The organism is Synechococcus sp. TAK9802, assembly GCF_014279535.1.
GTDB lineage: Bacteria > Cyanobacteriota > Cyanobacteriia > PCC-6307 > Cyanobiaceae > Parasynechococcus.
This window is the reverse complement of record NZ_CP047937.1, coordinates 80,502-104,036: the sequence shown is the minus strand read 5'-3', so window position 1 is coordinate 104,036 and position 23,535 is coordinate 80,502. Positions and strand designations below refer to the sequence as shown.

The following is a 23,535-nucleotide window of genomic DNA, read 5'->3' as shown; positions in this document are numbered from 1 at the left end:
GCCGGTTTACCGATTGTTTTAAGAATTGCCGGCGGCCTCAGGCCAGCGCGAACGGGCGTAACGGTTCCATTCCGCCGCCGCAGCTGTTAAAGCCTGCTCAGGGCTGACCTGGTCCAACATCGCCCGCTGCATCTGGGTGTAAAGGATCTTCTGCAGGCGCTTGATCCCCGGCAGCGCCGGCACCAACATCCTGGCCCGGTCCAACGTGCTGGCCGATAACAAACGGGCCTGGCGAATCTGACGCTCCGCGGTTGTCGCGGGCTCCTCCTGCTCCAACGCCTCACGCACCCGAGCCAAGGCCTCCAACGACGACGGCAGCACCCGAGCCTCGGCAGCGAAGCGCGCCTGTTGATCGGCATTGGTCAGAAACAGCGCAAGATCCACGGCCTCCTGGGCGCGCTGGCTCTGACGCGGCACCGCCAACGTCATCAAAGCCACATTGGCTGTGCCATCGGCACCGGTTACCGGGGGATGGGGCTCCGTCACCGCGGCCACCCCTGGCGCATTGGTCTGAATGCTGCGCAGGAATTCCGCCCCCGTGGCCGCCAGGGCCAGATCACCGCTCTGGAACAACTCGATCGCCCGGCGCTGCCCCTGACTCACCACCTCCCGGGGCAACAGCCTCTCCTGGTATAGATCACTCCAGAAACGAAAGGCTCGGAACCCCGCAGGGCTGTCGAAAGCGGCCCTGCGTTGGGAGTCCAGCAGGGTCACCCCCATCTGCACCAAAGTTTCCAGGAGCTCGGCCGAGTCGTCTGGAACAGTGGTGAGGAAGAGGCCATAACGGCCCGTGCGCTCGCGGATCCGACGGGCGAAGGCCGGCACCTGCTCCCAGCGGCTGGGCGGAGCAGCGATGCCGGCTTGATCCAACAGCGCCCGGTTCACCAAACTCAGCCGCACCGTGAGATACCAGGGCACAGCGATCTGCCCGGCATCGGGGTCACGGCAGGCGTGCCACACCGAGGGCAGATAGCGACCAGCGGCATCAGCCGGCAGCAGCGGGGTCAAGTCGGCCAAGCCCCCCTTGCTGGCCAGATTGGCCGCAAAGGGCGGATTGAGGTTCACCACATCCGGGGCCGTGCGCGCAAACACCGCCGCCAGCAACTTGCGTTCCACGGACCCCCAAGGCAGATCCGTCCAGCGCACGGGCGCATCGGGATGGAGGCCGCCCCAGGCCCCCAGAACATCGGCGAAATAGGGGTTGAACTTGGGAGCCAATTGCAGGGTCCACAACTCCAGAGCCCTGGTCTGTGGGGTCCTCGGGCCGCAGGCCGCCAGCCCCATGGCCGCTGTCCCCAGCAGCAGATCCCGACGCGTCAGCCTCATGAGGGAACTCTCCTGCGCCAAAGCAGCAACTGCAACGACACCAACACCGGCGCCAGCAAACCCGTCACCAGGGCCTGGCACCAGAGCGTCTGCAGGCCCCAGCTCTGGGTCAAGGGATCCAAAACTCTCCCTTGACCCCACCAGAGCTGAAGGATCAACGACAAACCAAAACCCATGGACCCGAGCCAGGCCAACAAACCCAGATTCAGGCTGCGTTGGATCGGGGCTGCACGCCGCCCCAGCCGTCCCCACCACCAGCCCAGCAGCAGCAGCGCCGGCACCTGACTGACACCGCCCAGATTGAGACCATCCAGCACCAGCCCCAAAGCCACACCCGACAACGCCCCCGACACCGGACCATCCACGAGAGCCCAGGGCAACAGCCAAAGCACAGCCCAGGCGGGACCAACCCCATCGATGGCCAACCAAGGCGGCGACGCCAGGGTCAGAAACGGCACCACCAAAGCTGAGGCAACACAGATCGGTTGTCGGTGCAGGCGCTTCATGTCAGTGGTGCATCTCAACGGGTCTGCACTTGCACCCAGTCGATCGCCTCGGGCGCTGCGATCAACTGCACCACAGCTACGGGTGCAGGAACAGCCTGTTCATCCACCGACTGGATTACCCCCACCGGCACGTTGGGGGGCAACAGGGTGCTGGCCGGGGACGTGGCCACAAGATCCCCGGGCCGCACGTTGGGGTCTTTATCGATGAAGCCTAGCGACAGACGGCTGTTGCCGCGGCCCACCAGTAACCCATGACGGCGGCTGCGGGGCAGCCAGACGCCGATCTCATGGCCCGGTGCGGTGAGCAATTTCACCCGCGCAGTCGCGGGGGTCACGCTGGCGATACGCCCCACCAGACCACCAGGTCCCAGAACCGCATCTCCAGGGCCGATGCCCTGCAGCGAGCCCTTGCCGAGCTCCAATTGCTGCCACCATCCCCGCGGCGAGCGGGAGATCACAGCGGCGGACACTTGCCCCTCTTCAGAACCCTGTTGCTGAAGATCGAGCAGACCTCGCAAACGACGGTTGTCCTCTTCCAGCAGCTGCAGGCGAGAGCGCTCCTCCAAATCCGCTGCAGCCATGACCCATTCCCGCTGGGCAGACCCAGGCCAGAACGGACGGCTGAGCAGGGCATAGGCATCGCTGAAACCAGCGCCCTTGCTCAGACGCACCATCAACAGCCCGGCCACAAGCAACAGCCAGGGGGTGAGTTGCCCCAATCCGCGCCAGCGGCTCTTGCCGGGACGGAGCGTCGGGGCCATGACTTCAGACGCCTGCCGCGGCGCGAACGAATTCCGGGGTGTCGACCACCCGCTGCAGGCGTTTCCAGTCCTCCAAGACCTGGCCGCAACCGTTCACCACACAGAGCAGGGGGTCTTCGGCGATATGCACAAAGATGCCGGTCTCGTGACTGATCAGGTCGCTGATGCCCCGCACCAACGCACCACCACCAGCCAGCATGATGCCGCGATCCACGATGTCGGCCGCCAACTCAGGCGGGGTGCGCTCCAGGGTGCGCTTCACCGCCTCGACGATCACATTGAGCGGTTCGGCGATGGCTTCCCGCAGATCACCGGCCTTGAGATTGATGGTGCGCGGCAAACCAGAGAGCAGGTGGAGACCCCGCACATCCATGGACTGCTGATCGAACTCGTCGTCAGGGAAGGCGGAGCCGATGCGGATCTTGATTTCCTCGGCCGTGCGCTCACCCACCACCATGTTGTGCACCTTTTTGAGGTAGACGCTGATGGAGTCGCTGATCTCATCGCCGGCAACGCGGACGGATTCACTCAGCACCGTTCCGCCCAGGCTCAACACCGCCACCTCAGTGGTGCCGCCACCTATATCAACAATCATCGTCCCAACGGGCTCGGTGACCGGAAGGCCAGCGCCGATGGCGGCTGCCACCGGCTCATCAATCAGATGAACTTCACGGGCCCCTGCCATGCCCGCCTCACGAACGGCGCGACGCTCCACACCAGTCACGCCACTGGGAATGCCGACGACGAGCCGAGGGACCATGATGCCGCGCCCCTCATTGCCTTTGGTAATGAAAGTTTTGAGCATCTGCTCAGCCGCATCAAAATCGGCAATCACCCCATCGCGCAACGGGCGGACGGCCCGGATGTTGCCCGGGGTGCGGCCAAGCATCAACTTGGCTTCATCACCCACAGCCATGGTGGTGCCACGCTCGAGATCAAGAGCCACCACGGAGGGCTCCTGCAGCACGATGCCCCGGCCTGAAACGTAGATCAGGGTGTTGGCGGTGCCCAGGTCGATGCCGATGTCGCGCGACAGCTGGAAACGACGAAGGAACACAGACACCGCAGTCGAGACCGCCGGATCATAGGGGCGTTCTCAGCGGTTGCCTGTTACACCCAGCGGCTTGGGTGGAACTCCTTAAAAGCAGTCACCCAACCGGTGCCGCATCATGAATCCAAATTCAGGAGATGAATTATCGATGGGCGTTAATTCCGTCACCCTCGTCGGCCGTGCCGGCCGCGATCCCGAAGTGCGTTACTTCGAGTCCGGCAGCATGGTGGCCAACCTCACCATGGCGGTGAACCGTCGCAGCCGCGACGATGAACCCGACTGGTTCAACCTCGAGATCTGGGGCAAGCAGGCCCAGGTTGCTGCGGATTACGTGAAGAAGGGCTCCTTGCTCGGCATCATCGGCAGCTTCAAGCTGGACCGTTGGACCGACCGTGCTAGCGGCGAAGAGCGCAGCAAGCCCGTGGTCCGTGTGGATCGGCTCGAACTGCTGGGCTCCAAACGGGACAACCAGGAAGCTGCCGGCAGCTTTGGCGGCCAGGCTTCCGACGAGGACATCCCCTTCTGATCCTCTCCCCCAGGGAAACCCTCGCGCCGGTGCTCAGTCGGACGACTGACCCCGGCGCCAGATGCGCAGACCCAACCAGATCGCACCCGCCAGCAGCGACACCACCAGCAACACCTTCACAGCCTTGGAGACCGGGTCAATCCAGAGCTCAACGTTGCTGTAGCCCTCTCCGAGAACCATGCCGGCCACGGTGAGCAGGGCCGTCCAGATCAGGCTGCCGGCGGTGGTCCAGACCAGAAACGGGGCCATCGGCATCATTTCAATGCCCGCCGGGACCGAGATCAGCGTGCGAATGCCAGGCACCAAACGCCCCCAGAACACCAGGGCGGTGCCGTAGCGGCTGAACCAGCGGCGGCTACGGGCCAACTCATCGGCACTGATACCGATCCAGCGACCGTGACGTTGCAACCAAGCTTCGATCCGTTCCTCGTTGATCAAGCGACCGATCCCGTACCAGGGCAGGGCACCGAGCACCGTGCCCAGCAAACCGGCCAGCACCACGGGCACCAGATCCAGCTGACCCTGCTGCACATAGAAGCCCCCGAGGGGCATGATCAGCTCGGACGGAATCGGCGGGAACAAGTTCTCGAGGAACATTGCCGCGAAGATCGCGGTGTAACCCAGCCACTGATTCGCCTCAACCGCCTGGCCGATCAACTCCGGCAGTTGTGTGATCAGATCAGAAAGCCCCATGGAGACTGCGCTTGATCGCGCAAGTCTTCCATGGGGCCGTGGAAATCAGATTCCGATCCGCTGGATCGTGATCAGTAGCGGTAGTGGTCGGGCTTGTAGGGACCTTCCACGGGCACATTGATGTAGTCGGCCTGATCCTTGCTGAGTTCGGTGAGCTTGGCGCCGATGCGACCGAGGTGGAGGCGCGCCACCATCTCATCGAGATGCTTGGGCAGCACATACACCTCATTGGCATACTCGTCGCCCTTGGTGAACAGCTCGATCTGAGCCAACACCTGGTTGGTGAAGGAGTTGCTCATCACAAAGCTGGGGTGGCCGGTGGCGCAGCCCAGATTCACCAGGCGGCCTTCCGCCAGCAGAATGATCTTGTTGCCGCTGGGCAGGGTGATGTGGTCGACCTGCGGCTTGATGTTCTCCCACTCGTACTCCTTGAGGGAGGCAACATCGATCTCGTTATCAAAGTGACCGATGTTGCAGACGATGGCTTCGTCCTTCATCTTCACCAGGTGCTCGTTGCGGATCACCTGGTAGTTGCCGGTGGCGGTGACGAAGATGTCCATGTCTTCGACCACGTCCTCAAGACGGACAACGCGGTAGCCCTCCATGGCCGCCTGCAGCGCGCAGATCGGGTCCACTTCCGCAATACAAACGGTGGCACCAAGGCCGCGCAGCGACTGGGCCGAACCCTTGCCCACATCGCCGTAGCCGATCACCAGGGCCTGCTTGCCCGCCACCATCACATCGGTGGCGCGCTTGATGCTGTCCACCAGCGACTCACGGCAGCCGTAGAGGTTGTCGAACTTGCTCTTGGTGACCGAGTCGTTGACGTTGATGGCGGGGAAAGGTAACTCACCGCTCTTCTGCATCTTGTAGAGACGCGCCACACCCGTGGTGGTCTCCTCGGTCACACCCTGAATTTGGGCTTTGGTGCGGGAGTAGAAGCTGGGGTCCTGAGCCAGCTTCTTTTTGATCGAAGCGAACAGGAAGGTCTCCTCTTCGTTGCCGGGGTTGTCGAGAACCGTGATGTCCTGCTCAGCCTTGCTGCCCAGCATCACCAGACCGGTGGCATCGCCGCCGTCATCCAGGATCATGTTGGGGGAACCGCCGTCACCCCACTCGAGGATGCGGTGGGTGTACTCCCAGTACTCCTCCAGGGTTTCGCCCTTCACCGCGAAGACCGGGATGTTGCGGGCCGCAATGGCTGCAGCGGCGTGGTCCTGGGTGGAGAAGATGTTGCAGGAGGCCCAGCGCACTTCAGCGCCCAGCTCCACCAGGGTCTCGATCAGAACGGCGGTCTGAATCGTCATGTGCAGGGAGCCAGCAATGCGGGCGCCCTTGAGGGGCTTTTCGCTGCCGTACTTCTCGCGCAGTGCCATCAGACCGGGCATCTCGGTCTCGGCGATGTCGAGTTCCTTGCGGCCGAACTCAGCCTGATTGATATCGGCGATGACGCAATCAACACCGAGCTTCAGCTCAGCCGGGGATGTGGGCGCTGCCACCATGGTTTCGGTGCTCCCTAATGAATCGTGGAGTTGAATCTCTGCAGAGACGCCGAGGCTTCGGGCTCGCTTGAGCCGGACTCTACAGGGCATGTCTGGGCTCTTGAGACCCTTGAGACGACCCGGGCTCTGGGGCGACTACTGGCGCGCGAGCTTCCAACGGGAGCAATCCTGCTGTTGAGCGGGCCCCTTGGCGCCGGCAAAACATCGCTGGTGCAGGGCCTGGCCGAGGGCCTCGGGATCAGCGAAGCGATTACCAGCCCCACCTTTGCACTGGCCCAGCACTACCCCCAGGGGAAGCCACAGCTGGTGCACCTTGATCTCTATCGCTTGGAGCAACCGGCCTCCGCGGATGAACTGTTTCTTCAGGAGGAGGAGGAAGCCAGCGCCACCGGGGCGTTGATGGCCGTGGAGTGGCCGGAACGGCTGGGGCTCGACCTGGCCGAGGCCTGGCACCTGGAACTTCGCCATCAAGACGAAGGGCGGCTCGCTCAGCTCACCTCTCCAAGAAAGGCCTCCACCTGAGCCTGCGTGGGCTGGGGATCAATGCCACCGGCCCCGCCGCAGACCAGAGCACCACAGGCGGTCGCGAAACGGATGCGTTCCTGGGGCGCGGCGGCCCAGCGGTGCAACAGCCCTGCTGTAAACGCATCACCAGCACCGGTAGTGTCAACGACGCTGGGGGGCTGAAAGGCAACCTGCCGACCAGAGTCGTCAGCCAAATGCCAGCGCACCGGGGCCGCACCATCGGTCACCACCACATCCGGCCGCTGGGGCAAGGCCTGCTGGATTGCACCGGGATCGTCGGTGTTGAACAACCAGAGCGCTTCCTCCCGCGCCAGCTTGATCAGGGCCGCCTGGTCCAGGAGCGGTCGAATCGACGCTTTCACCGCAGCCGACGGTCCCGCCTCGGGATCAGCGCTGGCATCCCAGATGGTGGGACGCCAATTCACATCAAGGGCGATCGCCGTGCCTTGGCTCCTGGCCTGGCGCACGGCCGACAACAAAGCCGAAGCCGACGTTGGTGCTGCCAACGGAAGCGTGCCAATCAACAACCATCGGGCCGGGGGTAGGGCAACCGGCTCCAACGCCTGGTCGGCAAAGCCGGCCCCCTGATCTCCGTCAAAGCCCTGAAACTGTCGTTCCCCATCCCGCGCACGGCGCACCAGCACGATGCGACTTGGACGCTCGGCATCCCGCTGCAGGAGCGAGGTTTCGACACCACGCTCAGCAAACAACCTGGAAAAGGCTTCACCGATGGAGTCCTGGCCGAGTCGTCCGGCAAAAGCCACGGGGGTGCCCAAGCGGGCCAAGCCACAAGCCACATTTGCTGGCGCTCCTCCCAGACAGTCGTCCACCGGACGATCCACCGCCGGATCACCGCCCGGCGGCCCAAGCCGATCGATCAGAGCTTCACCGAAACAGACAACGACGGGACCAAGCGCCATCCGACCGCATCAGGACCTTGCTTAAGGGTGGGCAGAGCTTTCCAAGCTGCCAAGTAGGGCCTCAATGATTCGAGCATTGGCGGCCGGAAAGGCGTAATTCGCCAGCTCCTCCGGCCGCACCCAACGCACCTGCTGACTGGCAAGGGGCTGCGGCTCCCCCGAGACCCAGTCGCAGAGATGCACCACAAAGCGCAGCTTCTTGTGGCTGTAGGCGTGATCAACGGTGATCAGTTCAGCGCCCACCGTCACCGCAATGCCGAGCTCCTCCTTCAACTCGCGGGCAATGCAATTTTCAATCGTTTCGCCTTGTTCTTGTTTGCCACCGGGGAACTCCCACATTCCCCCAAGCAGGCCTTCCTCCAGGCGCTGGTCAATCAACACCTCCCCGGCCGCGTTGAGCACAACCCCCACACCGATCACCTGGAAGGGCAGGGGCTTGGGGGCTTCGGTCACGGGCCAGCGGCAAGGATCGCCGGCAGCGTAGGCAGCGCAATGGGATTGCCAGGGGCAGCGCTGGCAGTCCGGCTGGCGGGGGGTGCAAAGCGTGGCCCCAAGATCCATCAAGGCCTGGTTGGTGTCCCGTGGCCGAACCGGATCAAGCAGGGCCTCACTCCAGCACCAGAACAAGGCGTCGTCACGGGCCGGTGGGCGCGGATGGGCCGTCAATCGCGCCAGCACCCGTTTGACGTTGCCATCCAGGATCGGCAACGGGGCATTAAAGGCACTCGAAAGGATGCTGCCAGCGGTGGTGCGGCCGATTCCCGGCAACGCCATCCACTCCTCCAAGCTGCGCGGCCATGGTCGGCCCACCAACCGTTGCGCCGCCTCATGCAGCCGGCGGACCCGGGAGTAATACCCCAGGCCCTGCCACTGCAGCCGGACCTCATCCAGAGACGCCGCGGCCAGGCTCTCGACAGAGGGAAACGCCTCCATCCAACGCGTCCAGTAGGGGAGAGCCACGGCCAACTGGGTCTGCTGCAGCATCACCTCGGCAATCCAGATGCCGTAGGGATCGAGATCCTGCTCCGGCGCTGGACGTGCGCCGCCAGGCAACTGCTTCCAGGGGATGCCGCCGCGGCCATACCGCTCCCACCAAGCCAGCAAGGCTGCCGATAGAACAGCAGTTTCGGCCTCGGTCAACGCATCCATGGGTTCGCGATTGGCGTCAGAACAGGGCCCGAGCAACGACCGTCATCCAAGTGATTCCCTCGCCAGGATGCACGGGCGCAACAAACCAAGGCGTGAGCCCAAGCCACAACCTCTGGAGCTGGAACGAGCGATCAATCGGTTGGAGCCTGATGGGCGACCCCCATGCCGAAGAGGCCATGCTGCTGATTCATGGGTTCGGGGCCAACACCAACCATTGGCGCTTCAACCAACCGGTGCTGGCCGAACTGCTGCCCACCTACGCCATCGATCTACTCGGTTTCGGGCGCAGCGATCAGCCTCGGGCTCGCTTGAAGGACGAGTCCGTTTCAGCGGATGCCGTTCATTACGGCTTTGATCTATGGGGCCAACAGGTGGCTGACTTCTGCCGCCAAGTCATCGATCGCCCGGTGCGACTGGTGGGCAACTCGATCGGTGGGGTCGTTGCCCTACGGGCCGCACAACTGCTGGGGGAACGATGCCGGGGCGTGGTGCTGATCGACTGCGCCCAGCGCTTGATGGACGACAAGCAACTGTCCACCCAACCCGCCTGGATGTCCTGGATCCGACCGTTGCTCAAGACGATGGTGCGGCAGCGCTGGCTCAGCACCGCGCTGTTCCGCAATGCGGCACGGCCCGGCGTGATCCGCAGTGTGTTGAAGCAGGCCTATCCCAGTGGCGCCAACATCGACGACGACCTGGTGGATCTGCTGTTTCAACCGACCCAACGCCGGGGTGCGGCTGAGGCCTTTCGCGGCTTCATCAACCTGTTTGACGACTATCTCGCCCCACAGTTAATGGCGGGGATGTCGACACCCGTGGACCTGATCTGGGGTGAGCAGGATCCCTGGGAGCCAGTCGCAGAAGCGGAGCGATGGGCGCAGACATTGGACTGCATTCAGTCCCTTTCACTGATTCACAACGCGGGCCATTGCCCCCACGACGAAGCACCGGATCAGGTGAATCCGGTGCTTCAGCAGCTGATCAACGCAAGATCAAGTCAACAGGCGACATAAGCCTCCACCTGATCACTCACCCGGCGCAGACCGGCCAGGCCATCACGCTCAAGGTTACGAACACGGTCGCGGCTCATGCCCAGGATGCGGCCAATGCCGGTAAGGCTCATCGGATCTTCCCCATCCATGCCATAACGCATGCGCAGCACCTGCTCCTGCAGGTGGGGCAGCTGCCCCAAAAGGCTGCGCAGATCGCCCTTCAAACAATCCTCTTCTACCTGATCACTGGGAAGATCACCATCCCCCGAGAGCAGCTCAAGCAGTTCGGTGTCGTCGCCATCACCAACCTTCATCTCCAGGCTCACCGGCTGACGTGCCCGGCACATCAAATCCTTGACGTCGTCTTCAGGCAACTCGACGAACTCGGCCAGCTCGGTGACGGTGGGCGTGCGGCCCAGCTCCTGGCTCAGCTCCCGCTGACCCTTCTTGAGCTTGTTCAACATCTCGGTGATGTGGATCGGCAGCCGGATCGTGCGGCTCTTCTCCGCGATGGCCCGTGTGATGCCCTGTCGAATCCACCAATAGGCATAAGTGGAGAATTTGTAGCCACGGGTGGGGTCGAACTTCTCAACACCCCGCACCAGGCCGATGGTGCCCTCTTGGATCAAATCCAGGAGTTCCATGTTCCGCTTGGTGTACTTCTTGGCCACGCTCACCACCAGCCGGAGATTGGCGGCAACCATCCGCTCTTTGGCACGACGGCCGTGCTGCAACTTTCGCTTGAGCTGCATCGACGACAACCCGGAAGCCTTGGCCAACTGGTCACGGCTGGGCTTTTCTCCACCCTTGCTCTCGAGCTCGGACTCGAGTGACTCCAGATCCATTAGCTCCTGCACCTGGCGCCCCAGGGTGATTTCCTGCTCATGGGTCAGCAGGGGAACACGGCCGATGTCACGCAGATAAGAGCGGACCAGGTCGACGTCTGCCGTGACGGTTTTCGCAGCTTTCGCAGAAGTTTTAGGCTTGGAAGCAGCGGTCGCAGCAGGAGCCATGGAGTGCTTCTTTGAGTTATGTGAAGCCTACTCCTAAGAAACGTAAACAGACTCTCAGAAAACGCCGAAGACAAAGAAATGGGTAGAAATACTTGTGGCCTGCACCAGCTGCGGCAGGTTGACCAGGAACCACCCTGCCGTCTTCAGATAGATCAGCGTTCCCGCCACATCCGTGCAGGTGGTGATGAAGGGTGTGGACATCAGCGCTGGATCCAGACCCATACGGTCAAACAGCAGTGGGAACGCAGCACCAGCTGTGGCTGCCAGGGTGGTGATGGCCAGCAGGCTCATCCCCACCGAGAGGCCGACCAAAGCGCTTTCCCCACGCCACCAGGCGAAGGGAACCACCAGCAGCATCATCAACACCCCCAACAACGCCCCCGCCATGGCTTCGCGGCCAATCGCCCTGAGGGGTCCCAGGCTGGAGATGCTCTGGGTGCTCAAACCACGGATCACCACCGTGGAGCTCTGGGCCCCCACATTGCCGCCGGTTCCACCGAGCAAGGGAATGAACGCCGCCAACAACACCACTTGTTGCAGGACGTCTTCATTGGCGGCAATCACCTCCGAAGTGAAAAAGCTTGCAAGCACCAGCACCGCCAACCAAACAACGCGGCGCCGGGCAACGGTGAACAGGTTGCTGCTGAAGTAGTCGTCGTCATCGCCGGCCTGCACCGCGCCGGCGGCGTAGAGATCACGGGTGGCCTCCTGCTCGATCACATCGATCACGTCGTCCACCGTGACGATGCCCACAAGACGCTGCTCCAGATCCACCACGGGAACAGCCAGGAAGTCGTAGCGCTGAATCGTGCGCGCCACCTTCTCCTGGTCGGTGTCGGTGCTGACGCTGAGCACCTCTTCGGTCATCACATCGCCGATGCGGGCCTGGGGATCCGCTGTGACCAGATCCCGCAGCGACAGGATCCCCGTGAGGCGTCGCTCAGCGTCCGTCACGTAGAGGGAATAAATCGTCTCGGTATCGCGGGCACGCCGCCGCACGATCTCCAGCGCCACCGCCGCCGTTTGGTTTTCCTTGAAGGCGATGTATTCGGTGGTCATCAAACGACCGGCCGTCTCGGAGCGGTAGCCCAGCAACTCAGCCGTCACCTTGCGTTCATCAGGGCTGAGCTCACTCAGGAGTTGCCGCACCACCTTGGCCGGCAACTCCTCGAACAACCGGGCGCGATCATCGGGCGACATCTCCTCCATCACCTCCCGCATCTCACCGGAGCGCAGCAGGCTCAGCAGGCTCTGTTGGGTGGCGGTGTCGAGGTATTCGTAAACACTGATGGCTTCGTCTTTGCTGAGCAGGCGAAAGGCAATCGCCTGCAGGTTGGCCGGAAGACTGCCGATCGCCTCAGCGATGTCCACCGGCTGCACCGGTTCCAACAACAATTTCACGGCGTCGTAATTACCCGCCTGGAGCATTGCGGCGAGCTCATGGGCCACCGCCTCGGCCAGCAACTCCGGCTCCACGCTCACGCCACCACTGCTCAGCCCCGATGCCTCCGTCATGCCCCTCCGGCCGGGAGCCCAGTGTATGGCCGTTACAGCCGGTTAACCTCTGCGCTCCACCACTGGTTCACCATGGCGATCAGCGTCAGTTCCGTCTCCGTCACCACCCCTGACGGCAGCAGCAAATCCCTGGGCGACTACGCCGGCAAGGTGCTGCTGATCGTGAACGTGGCCAGCCGCTGTGGATTCACCAAGCAGTACGCCGGTCTGCAGGCCTTGAACGAGGCCTACGCCGCCAAGGGGCTGGCGGTGCTGGGTTTCCCCTGCAACGACTTCGGCGCCCAGGAGCCCGGCACCCTGGAGGAGATCAAGAGCTTCTGCTCCACCACCTACGGCGCCGACTTCGAACTGTTCGAGAAGGTGCATGCGAAGGGAAGCACCACCGAGCCCTATACAACGCTCAACCAGATGGATCCCGCCGGAGATGTGGAGTGGAACTTCGAGAAGTTCCTGGTGGGCAAGGACGGCACCGTGATCGCCCGCTTCAAGAGCGGCGTCACCCCTGAAGACCTCAAGTCGGCGATTGAGGCGGCGCTGGCGGCTTGAGCCGTTGCCCCAGGCTGAACCCAAGGGCTGCGGCACCAACTCCCAGCCCAAGGGTCAGCCCAATCAAACCCAACGCGGCGGCCCAATCACCGGAACTCAGGTGCTTCATGGCCGCCAGCATCCAACTGCTGAAGGTGGTGAGCGAGCCGCAGAAGCCAATCCCCAGCAGCAACTGTCGCCGTGGAGCAGCGGGGAGCCCGGCCAGCAAACCCAACAGGGCAGCCCCCAGACCATTCACCAGTAGGTTCTGATCCCCCAGATGCAGGGCCAACTGCCAGCGCAGAAGTGCTCCGGGCACAGCGCCCACGCCAACAAGCAGCAGCTCCTGCAGTTCCAGCTGAAGGCTCGGTTTGGTCTCAGGCATGGGTCCCCAGTCCGTAACCCAAAGCAGAGGCCAGCAAACCTGCACCGATCGAGGCCAGCGCCAGCACCACAGCCGTAAGCATCTGGCCGGCCCGCAACTCGTTCAGCAGCTCTACGGCAAAGGTGGAAAAGGTGCTGAGGCTGCCGAAAAAACCCACCCCCATCAACAAGGCAATGCCGGTGCTGGAGGCACAGGTTTCATCGAGGGCCAGCACCAGGCCCAGAGCGAAACAGGCCATCACATTCACGATGAAGGTGCCCCAGTGCTTCTTAGGCACCATCGGCTGAAAGTGGTTCACCACCTTCAAGCGCAGCCAGGCTCCAGGGATGGCCCCGAGCCCAACCAAGAGAGCCTCAGACGCGGAGCCAGCCACGGCGTTGCTCTCCGGAAAGGGTTTGCACGTGCAGCCAGTCCTGGCCATCAGCGGTGGACCAACGCCGCAACAAGCGCAGGGATGAGCCCGCCTTGAGGGTGCTCAACCGAGGCGCCACGGCCAGCGGACTGAGGCGAAGAGGTTGATCGGAACTGATGTGCAATGGTCCGGAGGCCGCGCGACGCCGGGGCTGCGGTTGATGCCGGTCGGCACCACCGGCCGGCAGGGCAGCTGGAGCCATCAACGCCACCCCCAGCAGCCAACTCCAACGAAGGACACTGCTTGTCGAAACAGTCCCTGTTCGATCAGCCGTCATCAAATATCGAGGGCTGCCATGTCCAGCTCGGCGCTGTGGGTTTCGATGAATTCACGGCGCGGAGCCACCTTGTCGCCCATCAGGATCGTGAAGATGCGATCAGCCTCGAGGGCATCCTCGATCTCCACCCGCTTCATCGTGCGGGTGGTGGGATCCATGGTGGTTTCCCAGAGCTGCTTGGGCATCATTTCGCCAAGACCCTTGAAACGCTGGATCGTGTAATTGGCCTTCTCGCCGAAGCCCTCCAGGGTCTTCTGCAGATCGCCCTCGTTGTAGCAATAGGTGTGGTTCTTGCCGCGCTCAACTTTGTAGAGGGGCGGGCAGGCGATGTAGATGTAGCCGCCCTCCACCAGCTCCTTCTGGTAGCGGTAGAAGAAGGTGAGCAGGAGGGTTCGGATGTGGGCGCCATCCACGTCGGCGTCGGTCATGATCACGACCCGGTGGTAACGGAGGTTCTTCACGTCGAAGTCCTCCCCCTTGATCCCCAGGCCCAGGGCGGTGATCAGGGCCTGGATCTCCGTGTTCTTGTAGATCTTGGCGTCGTCGGTCTTTTCGATGTTGAGGATCTTGCCCCGCAGCGGCAGGATCGCCTGGAAGCGACGGTCGCGGCCCTGCTTGGCGGAGCCACCAGCAGAGTCGCCCTCCACGATGTAAATCTCGGATTCGCCGGGATCGCGGGAGCTGCAATCGGCCAGTTTTCCGGGCAGGGTTGAGCTCTCCAGAACGCTCTTGCGCCGCACCAGTTCGCGGGCCCGACGGGCGGCTTCAGCGGCATTGAAGGCCTGGATCGCCTTCTCGAGGATCAGGCCGATCACGGAGGGATTGAACTCGAGGAACTGGCTGAGGGCTTCGCCCACCAGGTTGTCGACGATGCCGCGCACCTCGGTGTTGCCGAGCTTGGTCTTGGTTTGACCCTCAAATTCCGGCTCGGGCACCTTCACCGAGAGCACCGCCGTCAGGCCTTCGCGGATGTTCTCCCCTGCCAGGTTGGAATCGGATTCCTTGCGTTTGCCCAGCTTCTTAGCGAAGGCGTTGAGGGTGCGGGTGAGCACCGTCTTCAGGCCTTCGATGTGGGTGCCGCCATCCACGGTGCGGATGTTGTTGGCAAAGCCGAGGATGCTGTCGGAGTAGGCATCGGAGCACCACTGCAGGGCTGCCTCCACCTGAACGCCGTCCTTTTCGGAATTCACGTAAATGATCTCGGGGTGAAGGGCGTCCTTCTCCTTGTTCATGTAGGCGACGTATTCCTTGATGCCGCCTTCGTAGAAGTAGGTCTCCTCATGGGGGTTCCCCTCCTCATCGCGGGCCGACTCCCGCTCATCGCGGAACACGATCCGCACACCACCGTTGAGGTAGGCCAGCTCCCTCAGCCGGGCCGAGAGGGTGGCGTAGTCGAAGACAATGCCGCCGGTGAAGATTTCAAGGTCAGGCTTGAAGCAAACGGTGGTGCCGGTCTCCCCGGACTCCGCTGCGGGCTGCGACTCCGACGCCAGCCCCCCGATGGCCGCGCCGCGCTCAAAACGTTGGCGATGCACCTGGCCCTGACGGCGCACCGTCACCTGCACCCATTCGCTCAGGGCGTTCACCACCGAGACGCCAACGCCGTGCAGACCGCCGGACACCTTGTAACCACCGGCGCCAAACTTGCCGCCGGCGTGCAGCACGGTGAGCACCGTCTCCAGGGCGCTCTTGCCGGTGCGCGGGTGCACATCGGTGGGAATGCCGCGGCCGTTATCGCTCACCGAGGCGGAACCGTCTTCCCCCAGCACCACAACAATGCGGTCGCAATGGCCCGCCAGGGCTTCATCGACCGAGTTATCAACAACTTCGTACACCAGATGGTGCAGGCCCCGCGGTCCGGTGGAGCCGATGTACATGCCCGGGCGCTTGCGGACGGGCTCAAGCCCTTCCAGCACCTGAATCTGCTCGGCGCCGTAGGCGTTCTGGACCTTGGAAGCGTCGCTCATTCAGAAAGTCTCAAGCCAGGAAACCGGGTCATGGGCGGGCGCAACGGCTCTAAACCTCGACCTGACAATGTCAATCTACCACCGGCTGTCTATAGAGGCTTGCAGAGGCCTCTCAGCGCCCATTCCACGCCGGGCTGCACCCCCTCACCCTTTTGAACAGCTCCCACTCCCTGGTGATCACCCTGCTCGGGCCCACCGCCAGCGGCAAAACCGCCCTGGCGCTGGACATCGCCGAACGGCTGGATCTGCCCGTGATCAACGTGGATTCCCGCCAGCTCTACCGGGAGATGGACATCGGCACCGCCAAGCCAACGGCGGAGCAACAGGCGCGGGTGCCGCACCATCTGCTGGACCTGCGCAGACCCGATCAGCCGATCACCCTCCAGGAGTTTCAGGCGATCGCCACCCCCTGCATCGACGCCGCTCTGGAGCAGCGGGGCGTGGCATTACTGGTGGGCGGCAGCGGCCTGTATCTCAAGGCCCTCACCAGTGGCCTTCAGCCTCCGGCTGTGGCACCTCAGCCGCAGCTGCGCCAGCAGCTGAAGGTCCTGGGCCAGGGCATCTGCCACCCCCTGCTGCAGGCCGCCGACCCCATGGCCGCCGCCAAAATCGCCCCGGCTGATGCGGTGCGCACCCAGCGCGCCCTGGAGGTGCTCTACGCCTCCGGGCAACCGATGAGCCGCCAGGCCACAGCCGCGCCTCCGCCCTGGCGGGTTCTGGAACTGGGCCTCAACCCCGCCAACCTGCGCCAACGCATCCAGCAACGCACCGAGCAGCTCTACCGCGATGGGCTGGTGGAGGAGACCCGGCGCCTGAGCGAGCGCTATGGCGCTGATCTGCCGCTGCTGCAGACCATCGGCTACGGCGAAGCACTGCAGGTGATCGGCGGCAGCCTGAGCACTGCAAAGGCGGTGCGAATCACCAGCCAACGCACCCGCCAGTTCGCCAAACGCCAACGCACCTGGTTCCGGCGTCAGCACAACCCCCACTGGCTGGCCGACCAGGCGACGCTGACAGATGCAATGACGTTGATCGAGCAACATCTAAGGTGAAGGATGCAGACGTTGTATTCAGCGAAGTTGTCTGCACCTGTCCCCGTCACCGCCTGAATGCCCCCACGTCCCCGTTTCGACCGTCGTGCCCCGGTTCGGGAGCTGCCCAACATCAACGACCGGATCAACTACCCCCAGTTGCGGGTGGTCGACTCAGACGGCGCTCAGCTGGGCGTGATCAGCCGCGAAGAAGCCCTGGATGTGGCCCGCGACCGGGAACTGGATCTGGTGCTGGTGAGCGAGAAGGCTGACCCACCGGTCTGCCGGATCATGGACTACGGCAAGTTCAAGTTCGAGCAGGAAAAGAAAGCCAAAGAGGCCAAGAAGAAGTCGCACCAGACCGAAGTCAAGGAGGTCAAGATGCGCTACAAGATCGATCAGCACGATTACGACGTGCGGATCGGTCAGGCCCAGCGCTTCCTCAAGGCGGGCGACAAGGTGAAGTGCACCGTGATCTTCCGCGGCCGCGAAATTCAGCACACGGCGCTGGCGGAAACGCTGCTGCGGCGGATGGCCAAAGATCTCGAGGAAAAGGCCGAGATCCAGCAGGCGCCCAAGCGGGAGGGCCGCAACATGATCATGTTCCTCACCCCGCGCAAAACGCCGCTGGTGAAGAAAGAGGAGAAGGAGCAGGCCGCCAACAAGGCCGTGCGCACCATCCCCGCACCGCCCAAGCCCACCGCCGCCAAGGTGGCCAGCCCTCAGGGCTAACCCTCAGGCTCGTCACCCAGCAGCAACCACCATCCCTGGGCTGAAGCCTGGGGATTAAACGCACTGCGGGCTTCACACATGAAGCCGTGGTCGGCATCGGCACACTCCACAACGCGCAAGCGCTGGCCCGAGGGGTCCTGCTGCTGTAGGGCCGACTGAATCGCCTCACGATCCTCCATGGGGATCAAAGGATCAGCCGTGCCGAACACACAAGTGAGCCGCGCCTTGATCTCAGGCAGCAGGGCCAAAGAAGGGTCACCGCCGCCGGGGCGCATCCGGCTCACACCGGCGCCGTAGAAATCAAAGGCATGCTCAACCCCGGGCAATGTGGCTGCCAGAAAAGCGGCATGCCCCCCAAAGCAGAAGCCCACCACATGGATGGAGGCCTGGGGGTAACGGGCCCGCAACCAGCTGAGCGCTGCAGAGACATCGCCGAGGATTTGATCTGCGGTAGTGGCGTCCTTGTGGCGCCGGCCTTCAGCCAGATCGGAGGCGTCGTAGGCCAACTCCAGATCAGGAGCCGTGCGGGCAAACAACGGCACCGCCAGTGCTGGGTACCCCTGGGCGGCCAGGCGATCCACCACACTCCGCACCCAGGCGTTCACCCCATACACCTCAGGCAGCACGATATAAACACGATTAATTAACGATTTGGTATCTAAATCGTTCATACTAACCTGCGGCAACGCCCACCAGCAGCGCAGTGGCACAACGCCATTGGCAAGCTCAACCCAGCCAGGCGAAGGGAAGCTGGACATTGTCACAGGCCCACAGGACACACCCCCAATTGTCACCAGGCAATTCGCTCCGTATGGTGGCCGCATTCCGACCTGTCCCACCGGCGTGCGATTCCATATCCAACAGGAAAGCGACATTCCGGCGTCGACGCAGCTGTACAACCAGATCTGCTTCGCCATCGCAGCGCGGCACTACCCGCCGGGGCATCGATTGCCCAGCACCCGACAGCTGGCGATGCAAACGGGATTGCACCGCAACACGATCAGCAAGGTGTACCGCCAGCTGGAAACCGATGGCGTGGTGGAAGCCATGGCCGGCTCCGGCATCTACGTGCGCGACCAGCAAAAGCCCCGGGAAATCAAGACGCCGCCGCACATCCGCAATCGGGGCGTCACCGATCTCGACCGGGAAGTGCGCAAATGTGTGGATGGCTTGCTGAATGCGGGCTGCACCCTGCAGCAGACCCGGGAACTGCTCACCCGGGAGATCGACTGGCGGCTGCGCTGCGGCGCCCGCGTGCTGGTCAGCACGCCGCGGGAGGACATCGGTGCCTCCATGCTGATCGCCGAAGAACTGGAGCCCTGCCTGGATGTGCCGGTGGAGGTGGTACCGATGGAAGAGTTGGAAAGCGTGCTGGAGAACTCCAGCAACGGAACGGTGGTCACCAGCCGCTACTTCCTCCAACCGGTGGAGGAGCTGGCCAAGAAGCACAGCGTCCGCGCCGTGGCCGTGGACCTCAACGACTTCCGCCAGGAGCTGGCCATGCTCAAGGAGCTGCGGCCTGGCAGCTGTGTGGGCCTGGTGAGCATCAGCCCGGGCATCCTGCGGGCCGCAGAGGTGATTCTCCACTCGATGCGCGGCAACGAGTTGCTGCTGATGACGGCCACTCCCGATGTGGGCAGCCGCCTGTTGGCCCTGCTGCGGGCCTCGAGCCACGTGCTCTGCGATCGGCCCAGCCTGCCCCTGGTGGAACAAAGCCTGCGCCAGAACCGCTCCCAGCTGATGCGCATGCCCCAGGTGCATTGCGCCGAGAGCTACCTCAGCACCGATACGATCGATCTGCTCCGCAAGGAGATCGGCCTGCAGATCCCGGCGGCCGCCAGCTGACACCCCTGCGATGTTTGATCACATCCGTGCCGACCTCGCGATCATCCGCGAGCGTGATCCGGCTGCCCGCGGCTGGCTGGAAATCGTGTGCTGCTACCCCGGTTTCCAGGCCATCAGCCTGCACCGAGTCAGCCACCGGCTCTGGACCTGCCACTTACCGCTGAAGCTGGCCGCCCGCTGCCTCAGCCAGATCGGCCGGGCCCTCACCGGCATTGAGATCCACCCCGGCGCCCGCATCGGCCACAGCGTGTTCATCGACCACGGCATGGGGGTCGTGATTGGCGAAACCGCCGAAATCGGCCCCCGCTGCCTGCTGTACCAGGGTGTCACCCTTGGTGGTACTGGCAAGGAGCACGGCAAACGCCATCCCACCCTTGCGGAGAACGTAGTGGTGGGAGCCGGAGCCAAGGTGCTGGGGGCCATCACGATCGGCACCAACACCCGCATCGGCGCCGGCTCGGTGGTGGTGCGCGATGTGGAAAGCGACTGCACCGTTGTGGGCATTCCCGGCCGCGTGATTCACCAGAGCGGCGTGCGGATCAATCCATTGGCCCACTCAGCACTGCCAGATGCGGAAGCAAACGTGATCCGCAACCTGATGGAACGGATCGATCACCTCGAGAACACGGTGACGAACCTCAAGCGCTGCTTACAAGAAGTGGCGGCCGGTCGGCAGCTCCTTGAAGAATGCTCAGGCGAAGCCCAGAATCTCAAGGACCGAGAAATCTTGGAATTCCTGGGAGAAAGCACTAAATAAAGTGCTGACAACTTGCTCATTAAATTAAGCTAATTGCCACATACAAGCCCTGAATATTCATGCAAAAATAAACATATTTTCAAATCCGGATTGAGCAAAACTGATACTTGTAATTAGCTCAGGTTTTAGCCTAAAATAAAAATTAGCTGGCACAGAAAATCTAACAGTATAACTATTTTCAGCATCAATACTGTCCTGAATTAACAGCAATTAATCAATATTAATCAAAAAATTCCCGGAAGAAAATAAGCTACAACGAGAAAACTAGTTCTGAGGCGCTTGAGGCTGGAACATAAACATTGAATAGATGACATTGCGACGCATATTGGTCATCATCTCGAGGAACATGTCGTAGCCCTCGTTCTTGTATTCAATTAGCGGATCTTTCTGACCGTAGCCACGCAGACCCACCGATTCACGCAAGGCATCCATCGCTTGGAGATGTTCACGCCAGAGGGTGTCAATCTGCTGAAGGATGAAGAAGCGCTCTGCCTCCCGCATCAGCCCCGGGCGCTGCTGCTCAATCTGGCCCTCTTTGAGATCGTAGGCATTACGCAGCTGCTCCTGCAGAAAGGCCTTGAGTTCCTCCATGCCAAGGCCCTGCACCTGATCAGGGGTGAGATCTTCCAGCAGATAGATGAATTCCTTCACCTTGCCCACCAGCTGGCCCAGATCCCATTCCTCCGGCGGCAGATCCGGATTCACATAGGCCTCCACGACTTCGCCCATGGTGCGCTCGCCGTAGCCGATCACCTGCTTCTTGAGGGCGCGACCGTCGAGCACACGCCGGCGCTCGGAATACACCGCACGGCGCTGGTTGTTCATCACCTCGTCGTACTCAAACACCTGCTTGCGGATGTCGTAGTAATACGTCTCCACCTTTTTCTGAGCCCCCTCCAGCGAGCGGGTGAGCATGCCGGATTCGATCGGCATGTCTTCCTCCACGCGGAAGGCATTCATCAAGCCGGCAACACGGTCACCGCCGAAGATGCGCAGCAGGTTGTCGCCCAAAGAAAGGAAAAAGCGCGTGGAGCCCGGGTCACCCTGACGGCCGGCCCGGCCCCGCAGCTGGTTGTCCACCCGACGGGACTCATGCCGTTCGGTGCCGATCACATGCAAACCACCGGCTTCCCGAACACGGGCTTCCTCCTGCTTCACCACGGCGTCGTATTCCCCCTTAACCCGGGCGATCGCTTCCCGCAGGGCCTGAATTTGAGCGTCTTCGCTGGGGGCTTTCTCAGCAGCCGTAGCAATGCGCTCCTCCAGCTCGATCACGGTGAGGGCACGGTCACCCCAGGCCTTCACCAGATCTCGGGCCAGCTGCCCGAGAGCCTGATCGGTGTCGTCGGTGAGGGAGCAGGGGTAGAGGCTCTCGCCGCTGCGGGGCATGGACGGCGCAGCAGCATCGGCGAACCCGCCCGCAGCACTGCGCTGCAGGGGCACCGGCGGCTTGTGATCGTCCTCAGGCTTCACCAAACGGCCCAGCAGCACCTCCCGCAACTTCAAACGGGCCATGTAATCGCTGTTGCCACCAAGAATGATGTCGGTGCCTCGGCCCGCCATGTTGGTGGCGATGGTCACGGCGCCAGCCCGACCCGCCTGGGCCACGATCTCCGATTCGCGCTCCACGTTCTCCGGCTTCGCGTTGAGCAGGTTGTGGGGGATCTCCTGCTCCGCCAGCAGCGAACTCAGCAGTTCGCTTTTTTCCACCGAAGTGGTGCCCACCAGCACCGGCCGGCCGCTCTTGTGAATTTCAGCGGTTTCGTTGGCCACAGCCCGCCACTTGGCAGCTTCGGTTTTGTACACCTGATCGGCCCAGTCCTGGCGGGCCCGCACCCGGTTGGTGGGAACGATCGTGGTTTCGAGTTTGTAGGTCTTCTCAAATTCGACCTCTTCCGTTTTGGCCGTACCGGTCATGCCGGCCAGACGGGGATAGAGCAGAAAGAAGTTCTGATAGGTGATCGAAGCGAGGGTCTGCGTTTCCGCTTGGATCGGCAAGGCCTCCTTCGCCTCAATCGCCTGGTGCTGGCCATCACTCCAACGGCGGCCCGGCATCACCCGGCCGGTGAACTCATCGACGATCACCGCCTCACCATCGCGGACGATGTAGTTCACGTCTTTGACGAACAGCTCCTTGGCCTTGAGGGCATTGGTGATGTAGTGGGCCCAAGGATCCTGGGGGTTGAACAGATCCGTCACCCCCAGCATCTGCTCGGCCTTGGCGAAGCCCTCATCGGTGAGGGTGCAGCTGCGCTGCTTTTCATCCACCTCGTAGTCCCCTTCCGGATCAATGCCGTCTTTGCCCAGCTCGGCAGCGCGGGCCAGGGCATTGGCCACCTCGGCCGCCTGCTGGTATTTCTCCTGGGGCCGTTCCACCTGACCGGAAATGATCAGGGGGGTACGGGCTTCGTCGATCAGGATCGAATCCACCTCGTCGATCACGCAGTACTGGAACTCGCGCTGCACCACCTCCGAGATGTCGGCGGCCATGTTGTCGCGCAGGTAATCGAAACCGAGCTCTGAGTTGGTGGCGTAGGTGATGTCGCAGTTGTAGTTGCGCCGGCGCTCCTCAGGACGCATGTCCTGCTGGATCAAACCGACAGACAAGCCAAGAAAACGATGCACCTGGCCCATCCATTCGGCATCGCGGCGCGCCAGGTAATCGTTCACCGTCACCACATGCACACCCCGGCCAGTGAGGGCGTTGAGGTAGCTCGGCAGGGTGGCCACCAGGGTTTTGCCTTCGCCAGTTTTCATCTCGGCGATCTGACCCTCATGCAGCACCATGCCGCCGATTAACTGCACATCGAAATGACGCATGCCCAGCACACGCTTGCCGGCTTCACGAACAACGGCAAAGGCCTCAGGCAGGATCTCATCGAGGATCGGGCGCTGGTTCGCCAAACTTCCGGCATTGGCCAACCGCTCCTGGAAGGCAGCGGTTTTGCGACGTAGCTCTTCGTCGGAGAGCGGAGCGATCTCCTCTTCGAGCAGCTGAATATCCGAAACGATCGGCTGGTAACGCTTCAGCTTGCGGGCATTGGGATCACCCAGCAGGAGCTTGAGCATGGAAGACGGCAACCGAATCGAGTGCAGCCTAATGGAGGCTCACTCGCAGAAGGCCC

At 62.6% G+C, this 23,535-nt stretch carries 24 protein-coding genes; 8 read left to right on the top strand and 16 right to left on the bottom strand.

Annotated elements, in window-relative coordinates; genetic code table 11:
• Positions 1 to 18: 18 nt before the first annotated feature.
• Genes SynTAK9802_RS00535 through SynTAK9802_RS00520 form a run of 4 tightly spaced genes read right to left on the bottom strand, consistent with a single transcriptional unit; the run spans position 19 to position 3,650 of the window.
• A complete protein-coding gene (locus tag SynTAK9802_RS00535) occupies positions 19 to 1,326 on the bottom strand; it encodes an ABC transporter substrate-binding protein (protein WP_186496714.1) in 1,308 nt (435 codons plus the stop codon).
• Positions 1,323 to 1,832 carry a rod shape-determining protein MreD gene (locus tag SynTAK9802_RS00530; protein WP_186496712.1) on the bottom strand — a complete coding sequence of 170 codons (510 nt, stop codon included), beginning with the start codon at positions 1,830 to 1,832 and terminating at the stop codon, positions 1,323 to 1,325. Before SynTAK9802_RS00530 ends, SynTAK9802_RS00535 begins: the two co-directional genes overlap by 4 nt.
• A 14-nt stretch (positions 1,833 to 1,846) precedes the next feature.
• A complete protein-coding gene (mreC, locus tag SynTAK9802_RS00525) occupies positions 1,847 to 2,593 on the bottom strand; it encodes a rod shape-determining protein MreC (protein WP_186496710.1) in 747 nt (248 codons plus the stop codon).
• 4 nt (positions 2,594 to 2,597) lie between these two features.
• On the bottom strand, positions 2,598 to 3,650 hold the full coding sequence (locus tag SynTAK9802_RS00520) for a rod shape-determining protein (protein WP_186497913.1): 1,053 nt from the start codon (positions 3,648 to 3,650) through the stop codon (positions 2,598 to 2,600).
• A gap of 142 nt (positions 3,651 to 3,792) precedes the next feature.
• On the opposite strand from SynTAK9802_RS00520, the gene SynTAK9802_RS00515 reads away from it, so the two are divergent.
• Positions 3,793 to 4,170, top strand: coding sequence for a single-stranded DNA-binding protein (locus SynTAK9802_RS00515; RefSeq protein WP_114988041.1), 378 nt, complete (start codon positions 3,793 to 3,795; stop codon positions 4,168 to 4,170).
• Between the two features lie 33 nt (positions 4,171 to 4,203).
• Here SynTAK9802_RS00515 and SynTAK9802_RS00510 read toward each other — a convergent pair whose 3' ends face one another.
• Together SynTAK9802_RS00510 and ahcY are read right to left on the bottom strand one after the other, a co-directional pair.
• Complete coding sequence (locus tag SynTAK9802_RS00510) at positions 4,204 to 4,863, bottom strand: DedA family protein (protein WP_186496708.1); 660 nt, start codon at positions 4,861 to 4,863, stop codon at positions 4,204 to 4,206.
• 71 nt (positions 4,864 to 4,934) lie between these two features.
• On the bottom strand, positions 4,935 to 6,365 hold the full coding sequence (ahcY, locus tag SynTAK9802_RS00505) for an adenosylhomocysteinase (RefSeq protein ID WP_186496706.1): 1,431 nt from the start codon (positions 6,363 to 6,365) through the stop codon (positions 4,935 to 4,937).
• 30 nt (positions 6,366 to 6,395) lie between these two features.
• Here ahcY and tsaE point away from each other — a divergent pair, with 30 nt between their 5' ends.
• On the top strand, positions 6,396 to 6,887 hold the full coding sequence (gene tsaE, locus SynTAK9802_RS00500) for a tRNA (adenosine(37)-N6)-threonylcarbamoyltransferase complex ATPase subunit type 1 TsaE (RefSeq protein WP_186497911.1): 492 nt from the start codon (positions 6,396 to 6,398) through the stop codon (positions 6,885 to 6,887).
• Here tsaE and SynTAK9802_RS00495 read toward each other — a convergent pair.
• Together SynTAK9802_RS00495 and mutT are read right to left on the bottom strand one after the other, a co-directional pair.
• Positions 6,854 to 7,810 (bottom strand): carbohydrate kinase, encoded by a 957-nt coding sequence (locus SynTAK9802_RS00495; protein WP_186496704.1) that lies wholly within the window; start codon positions 7,808 to 7,810, stop codon positions 6,854 to 6,856. The two genes, tsaE and SynTAK9802_RS00495, sit on opposite strands and share 34 nt — an antisense overlap.
• Before the next feature lie 21 nt (positions 7,811 to 7,831).
• A complete protein-coding gene (gene mutT, locus SynTAK9802_RS00490) occupies positions 7,832 to 8,959 on the bottom strand; it encodes an 8-oxo-dGTP diphosphatase MutT (RefSeq protein WP_186496702.1) in 1,128 nt (375 codons plus the stop codon).
• A 92-nt stretch (positions 8,960 to 9,051) separates the two neighbouring features.
• On the opposite strand from mutT, the gene SynTAK9802_RS00485 reads away from it, so the two are divergent.
• Entirely contained in the window at positions 9,052 to 9,972 is a 921-nt protein-coding gene (locus SynTAK9802_RS00485; RefSeq protein WP_186496700.1) for an alpha/beta fold hydrolase, read from the top strand.
• Here the strand turns inward: SynTAK9802_RS00485 and SynTAK9802_RS00480 are convergent.
• Positions 9,957 to 10,964 (bottom strand): RpoD/SigA family RNA polymerase sigma factor, encoded by a 1,008-nt coding sequence (locus SynTAK9802_RS00480; protein ID WP_186496698.1) that lies wholly within the window; start codon positions 10,962 to 10,964, stop codon positions 9,957 to 9,959. The genes SynTAK9802_RS00485 and SynTAK9802_RS00480 overlap by 16 nt on opposite strands.
• A gap of 54 nt (positions 10,965 to 11,018) precedes the next feature.
• Positions 11,019 to 12,479 carry a magnesium transporter gene (gene mgtE, locus SynTAK9802_RS00475; RefSeq protein ID WP_186496696.1) on the bottom strand — a complete coding sequence of 487 codons (1,461 nt, stop codon included), beginning with the start codon at positions 12,477 to 12,479 and terminating at the stop codon, positions 11,019 to 11,021.
• A 72-nt stretch (positions 12,480 to 12,551) separates the two neighbouring features.
• Between mgtE and SynTAK9802_RS00470 the strand changes: the two genes are divergently transcribed.
• Positions 12,552 to 13,025, top strand: coding sequence for a glutathione peroxidase (locus SynTAK9802_RS00470; RefSeq protein WP_186496694.1), 474 nt, complete (start codon positions 12,552 to 12,554; stop codon positions 13,023 to 13,025).
• Here the strand turns inward: SynTAK9802_RS00470 and SynTAK9802_RS00465 are convergent.
• Genes SynTAK9802_RS00465 through gyrB form a run of 4 tightly spaced genes read right to left on the bottom strand, consistent with a single transcriptional unit; the run spans position 12,991 to position 16,045 of the window.
• Positions 12,991 to 13,389, bottom strand: coding sequence for a CrcB family protein (locus SynTAK9802_RS00465; protein WP_186496692.1), 399 nt, complete (start codon positions 13,387 to 13,389; stop codon positions 12,991 to 12,993). The genes SynTAK9802_RS00470 and SynTAK9802_RS00465 overlap by 35 nt on opposite strands.
• Entirely contained in the window at positions 13,382 to 13,762 is a 381-nt protein-coding gene (locus tag SynTAK9802_RS00460; protein WP_186496690.1) for a CrcB family protein, read from the bottom strand. The genes SynTAK9802_RS00465 and SynTAK9802_RS00460 overlap by 8 nt, the downstream gene beginning before the upstream one ends.
• A complete protein-coding gene (locus SynTAK9802_RS00455) occupies positions 13,743 to 14,078 on the bottom strand; it encodes an SH3 domain-containing protein (protein ID WP_186496688.1) in 336 nt (111 codons plus the stop codon). The genes SynTAK9802_RS00460 and SynTAK9802_RS00455 overlap by 20 nt, the downstream gene beginning before the upstream one ends.
• A complete protein-coding gene (gene gyrB / locus SynTAK9802_RS00450; RefSeq protein ID WP_186496686.1) occupies positions 14,078 to 16,045 on the bottom strand; it encodes a DNA topoisomerase (ATP-hydrolyzing) subunit B in 1,968 nt (655 codons plus the stop codon). The genes SynTAK9802_RS00455 and gyrB overlap by 1 nt, the downstream gene beginning before the upstream one ends.
• 152 nt (positions 16,046 to 16,197) lie before the next feature.
• Here gyrB and miaA point away from each other — a divergent pair, with 152 nt between their 5' ends.
• Both miaA and infC read left to right on the top strand, forming a co-directional pair.
• Positions 16,198 to 17,097: a tRNA (adenosine(37)-N6)-dimethylallyltransferase MiaA gene (gene miaA / locus SynTAK9802_RS00445; protein WP_186496685.1), complete on the top strand. Its 900-nt coding sequence runs from the start codon at positions 16,198 to 16,200 to the stop codon at positions 17,095 to 17,097.
• 57 nt (positions 17,098 to 17,154) lie between these two features.
• Positions 17,155 to 17,808, top strand: coding sequence for a translation initiation factor IF-3 (infC, locus tag SynTAK9802_RS00440; protein WP_115081445.1), 654 nt, complete (start codon positions 17,155 to 17,157; stop codon positions 17,806 to 17,808).
• Here the strand turns inward: infC and SynTAK9802_RS00435 are convergent.
• Entirely contained in the window at positions 17,805 to 18,434 is a 630-nt protein-coding gene (locus SynTAK9802_RS00435; RefSeq protein ID WP_370586365.1) for a dienelactone hydrolase family protein, read from the bottom strand. The genes infC and SynTAK9802_RS00435 overlap by 4 nt on opposite strands.
• 217 nt (positions 18,435 to 18,651) lie before the next feature.
• Here SynTAK9802_RS00435 and SynTAK9802_RS00430 point away from each other — a divergent pair, with 217 nt between their 5' ends.
• Entirely contained in the window at positions 18,652 to 19,653 is a 1,002-nt protein-coding gene (locus SynTAK9802_RS00430) for a GntR family transcriptional regulator (protein ID WP_038556721.1), read from the top strand.
• A 10-nt stretch (positions 19,654 to 19,663) separates the two neighbouring features.
• The gene (gene cysE, locus SynTAK9802_RS00425; RefSeq protein WP_186496683.1) at positions 19,664 to 20,410 is read left to right on the top strand and encodes a serine O-acetyltransferase; all 747 of its coding nucleotides are present in this window, start codon (positions 19,664 to 19,666) and stop codon (positions 20,408 to 20,410) included.
• Between the two features lie 264 nt (positions 20,411 to 20,674).
• On the opposite strand, the gene secA is transcribed toward cysE, so the two are convergent.
• Positions 20,675 to 23,479: a preprotein translocase subunit SecA gene (secA, locus tag SynTAK9802_RS00420; protein WP_186496682.1), complete on the bottom strand. Its 2,805-nt coding sequence runs from the start codon at positions 23,477 to 23,479 to the stop codon at positions 20,675 to 20,677.
• Between the last annotated feature and the right edge of the window lie 56 nt (positions 23,480 to 23,535).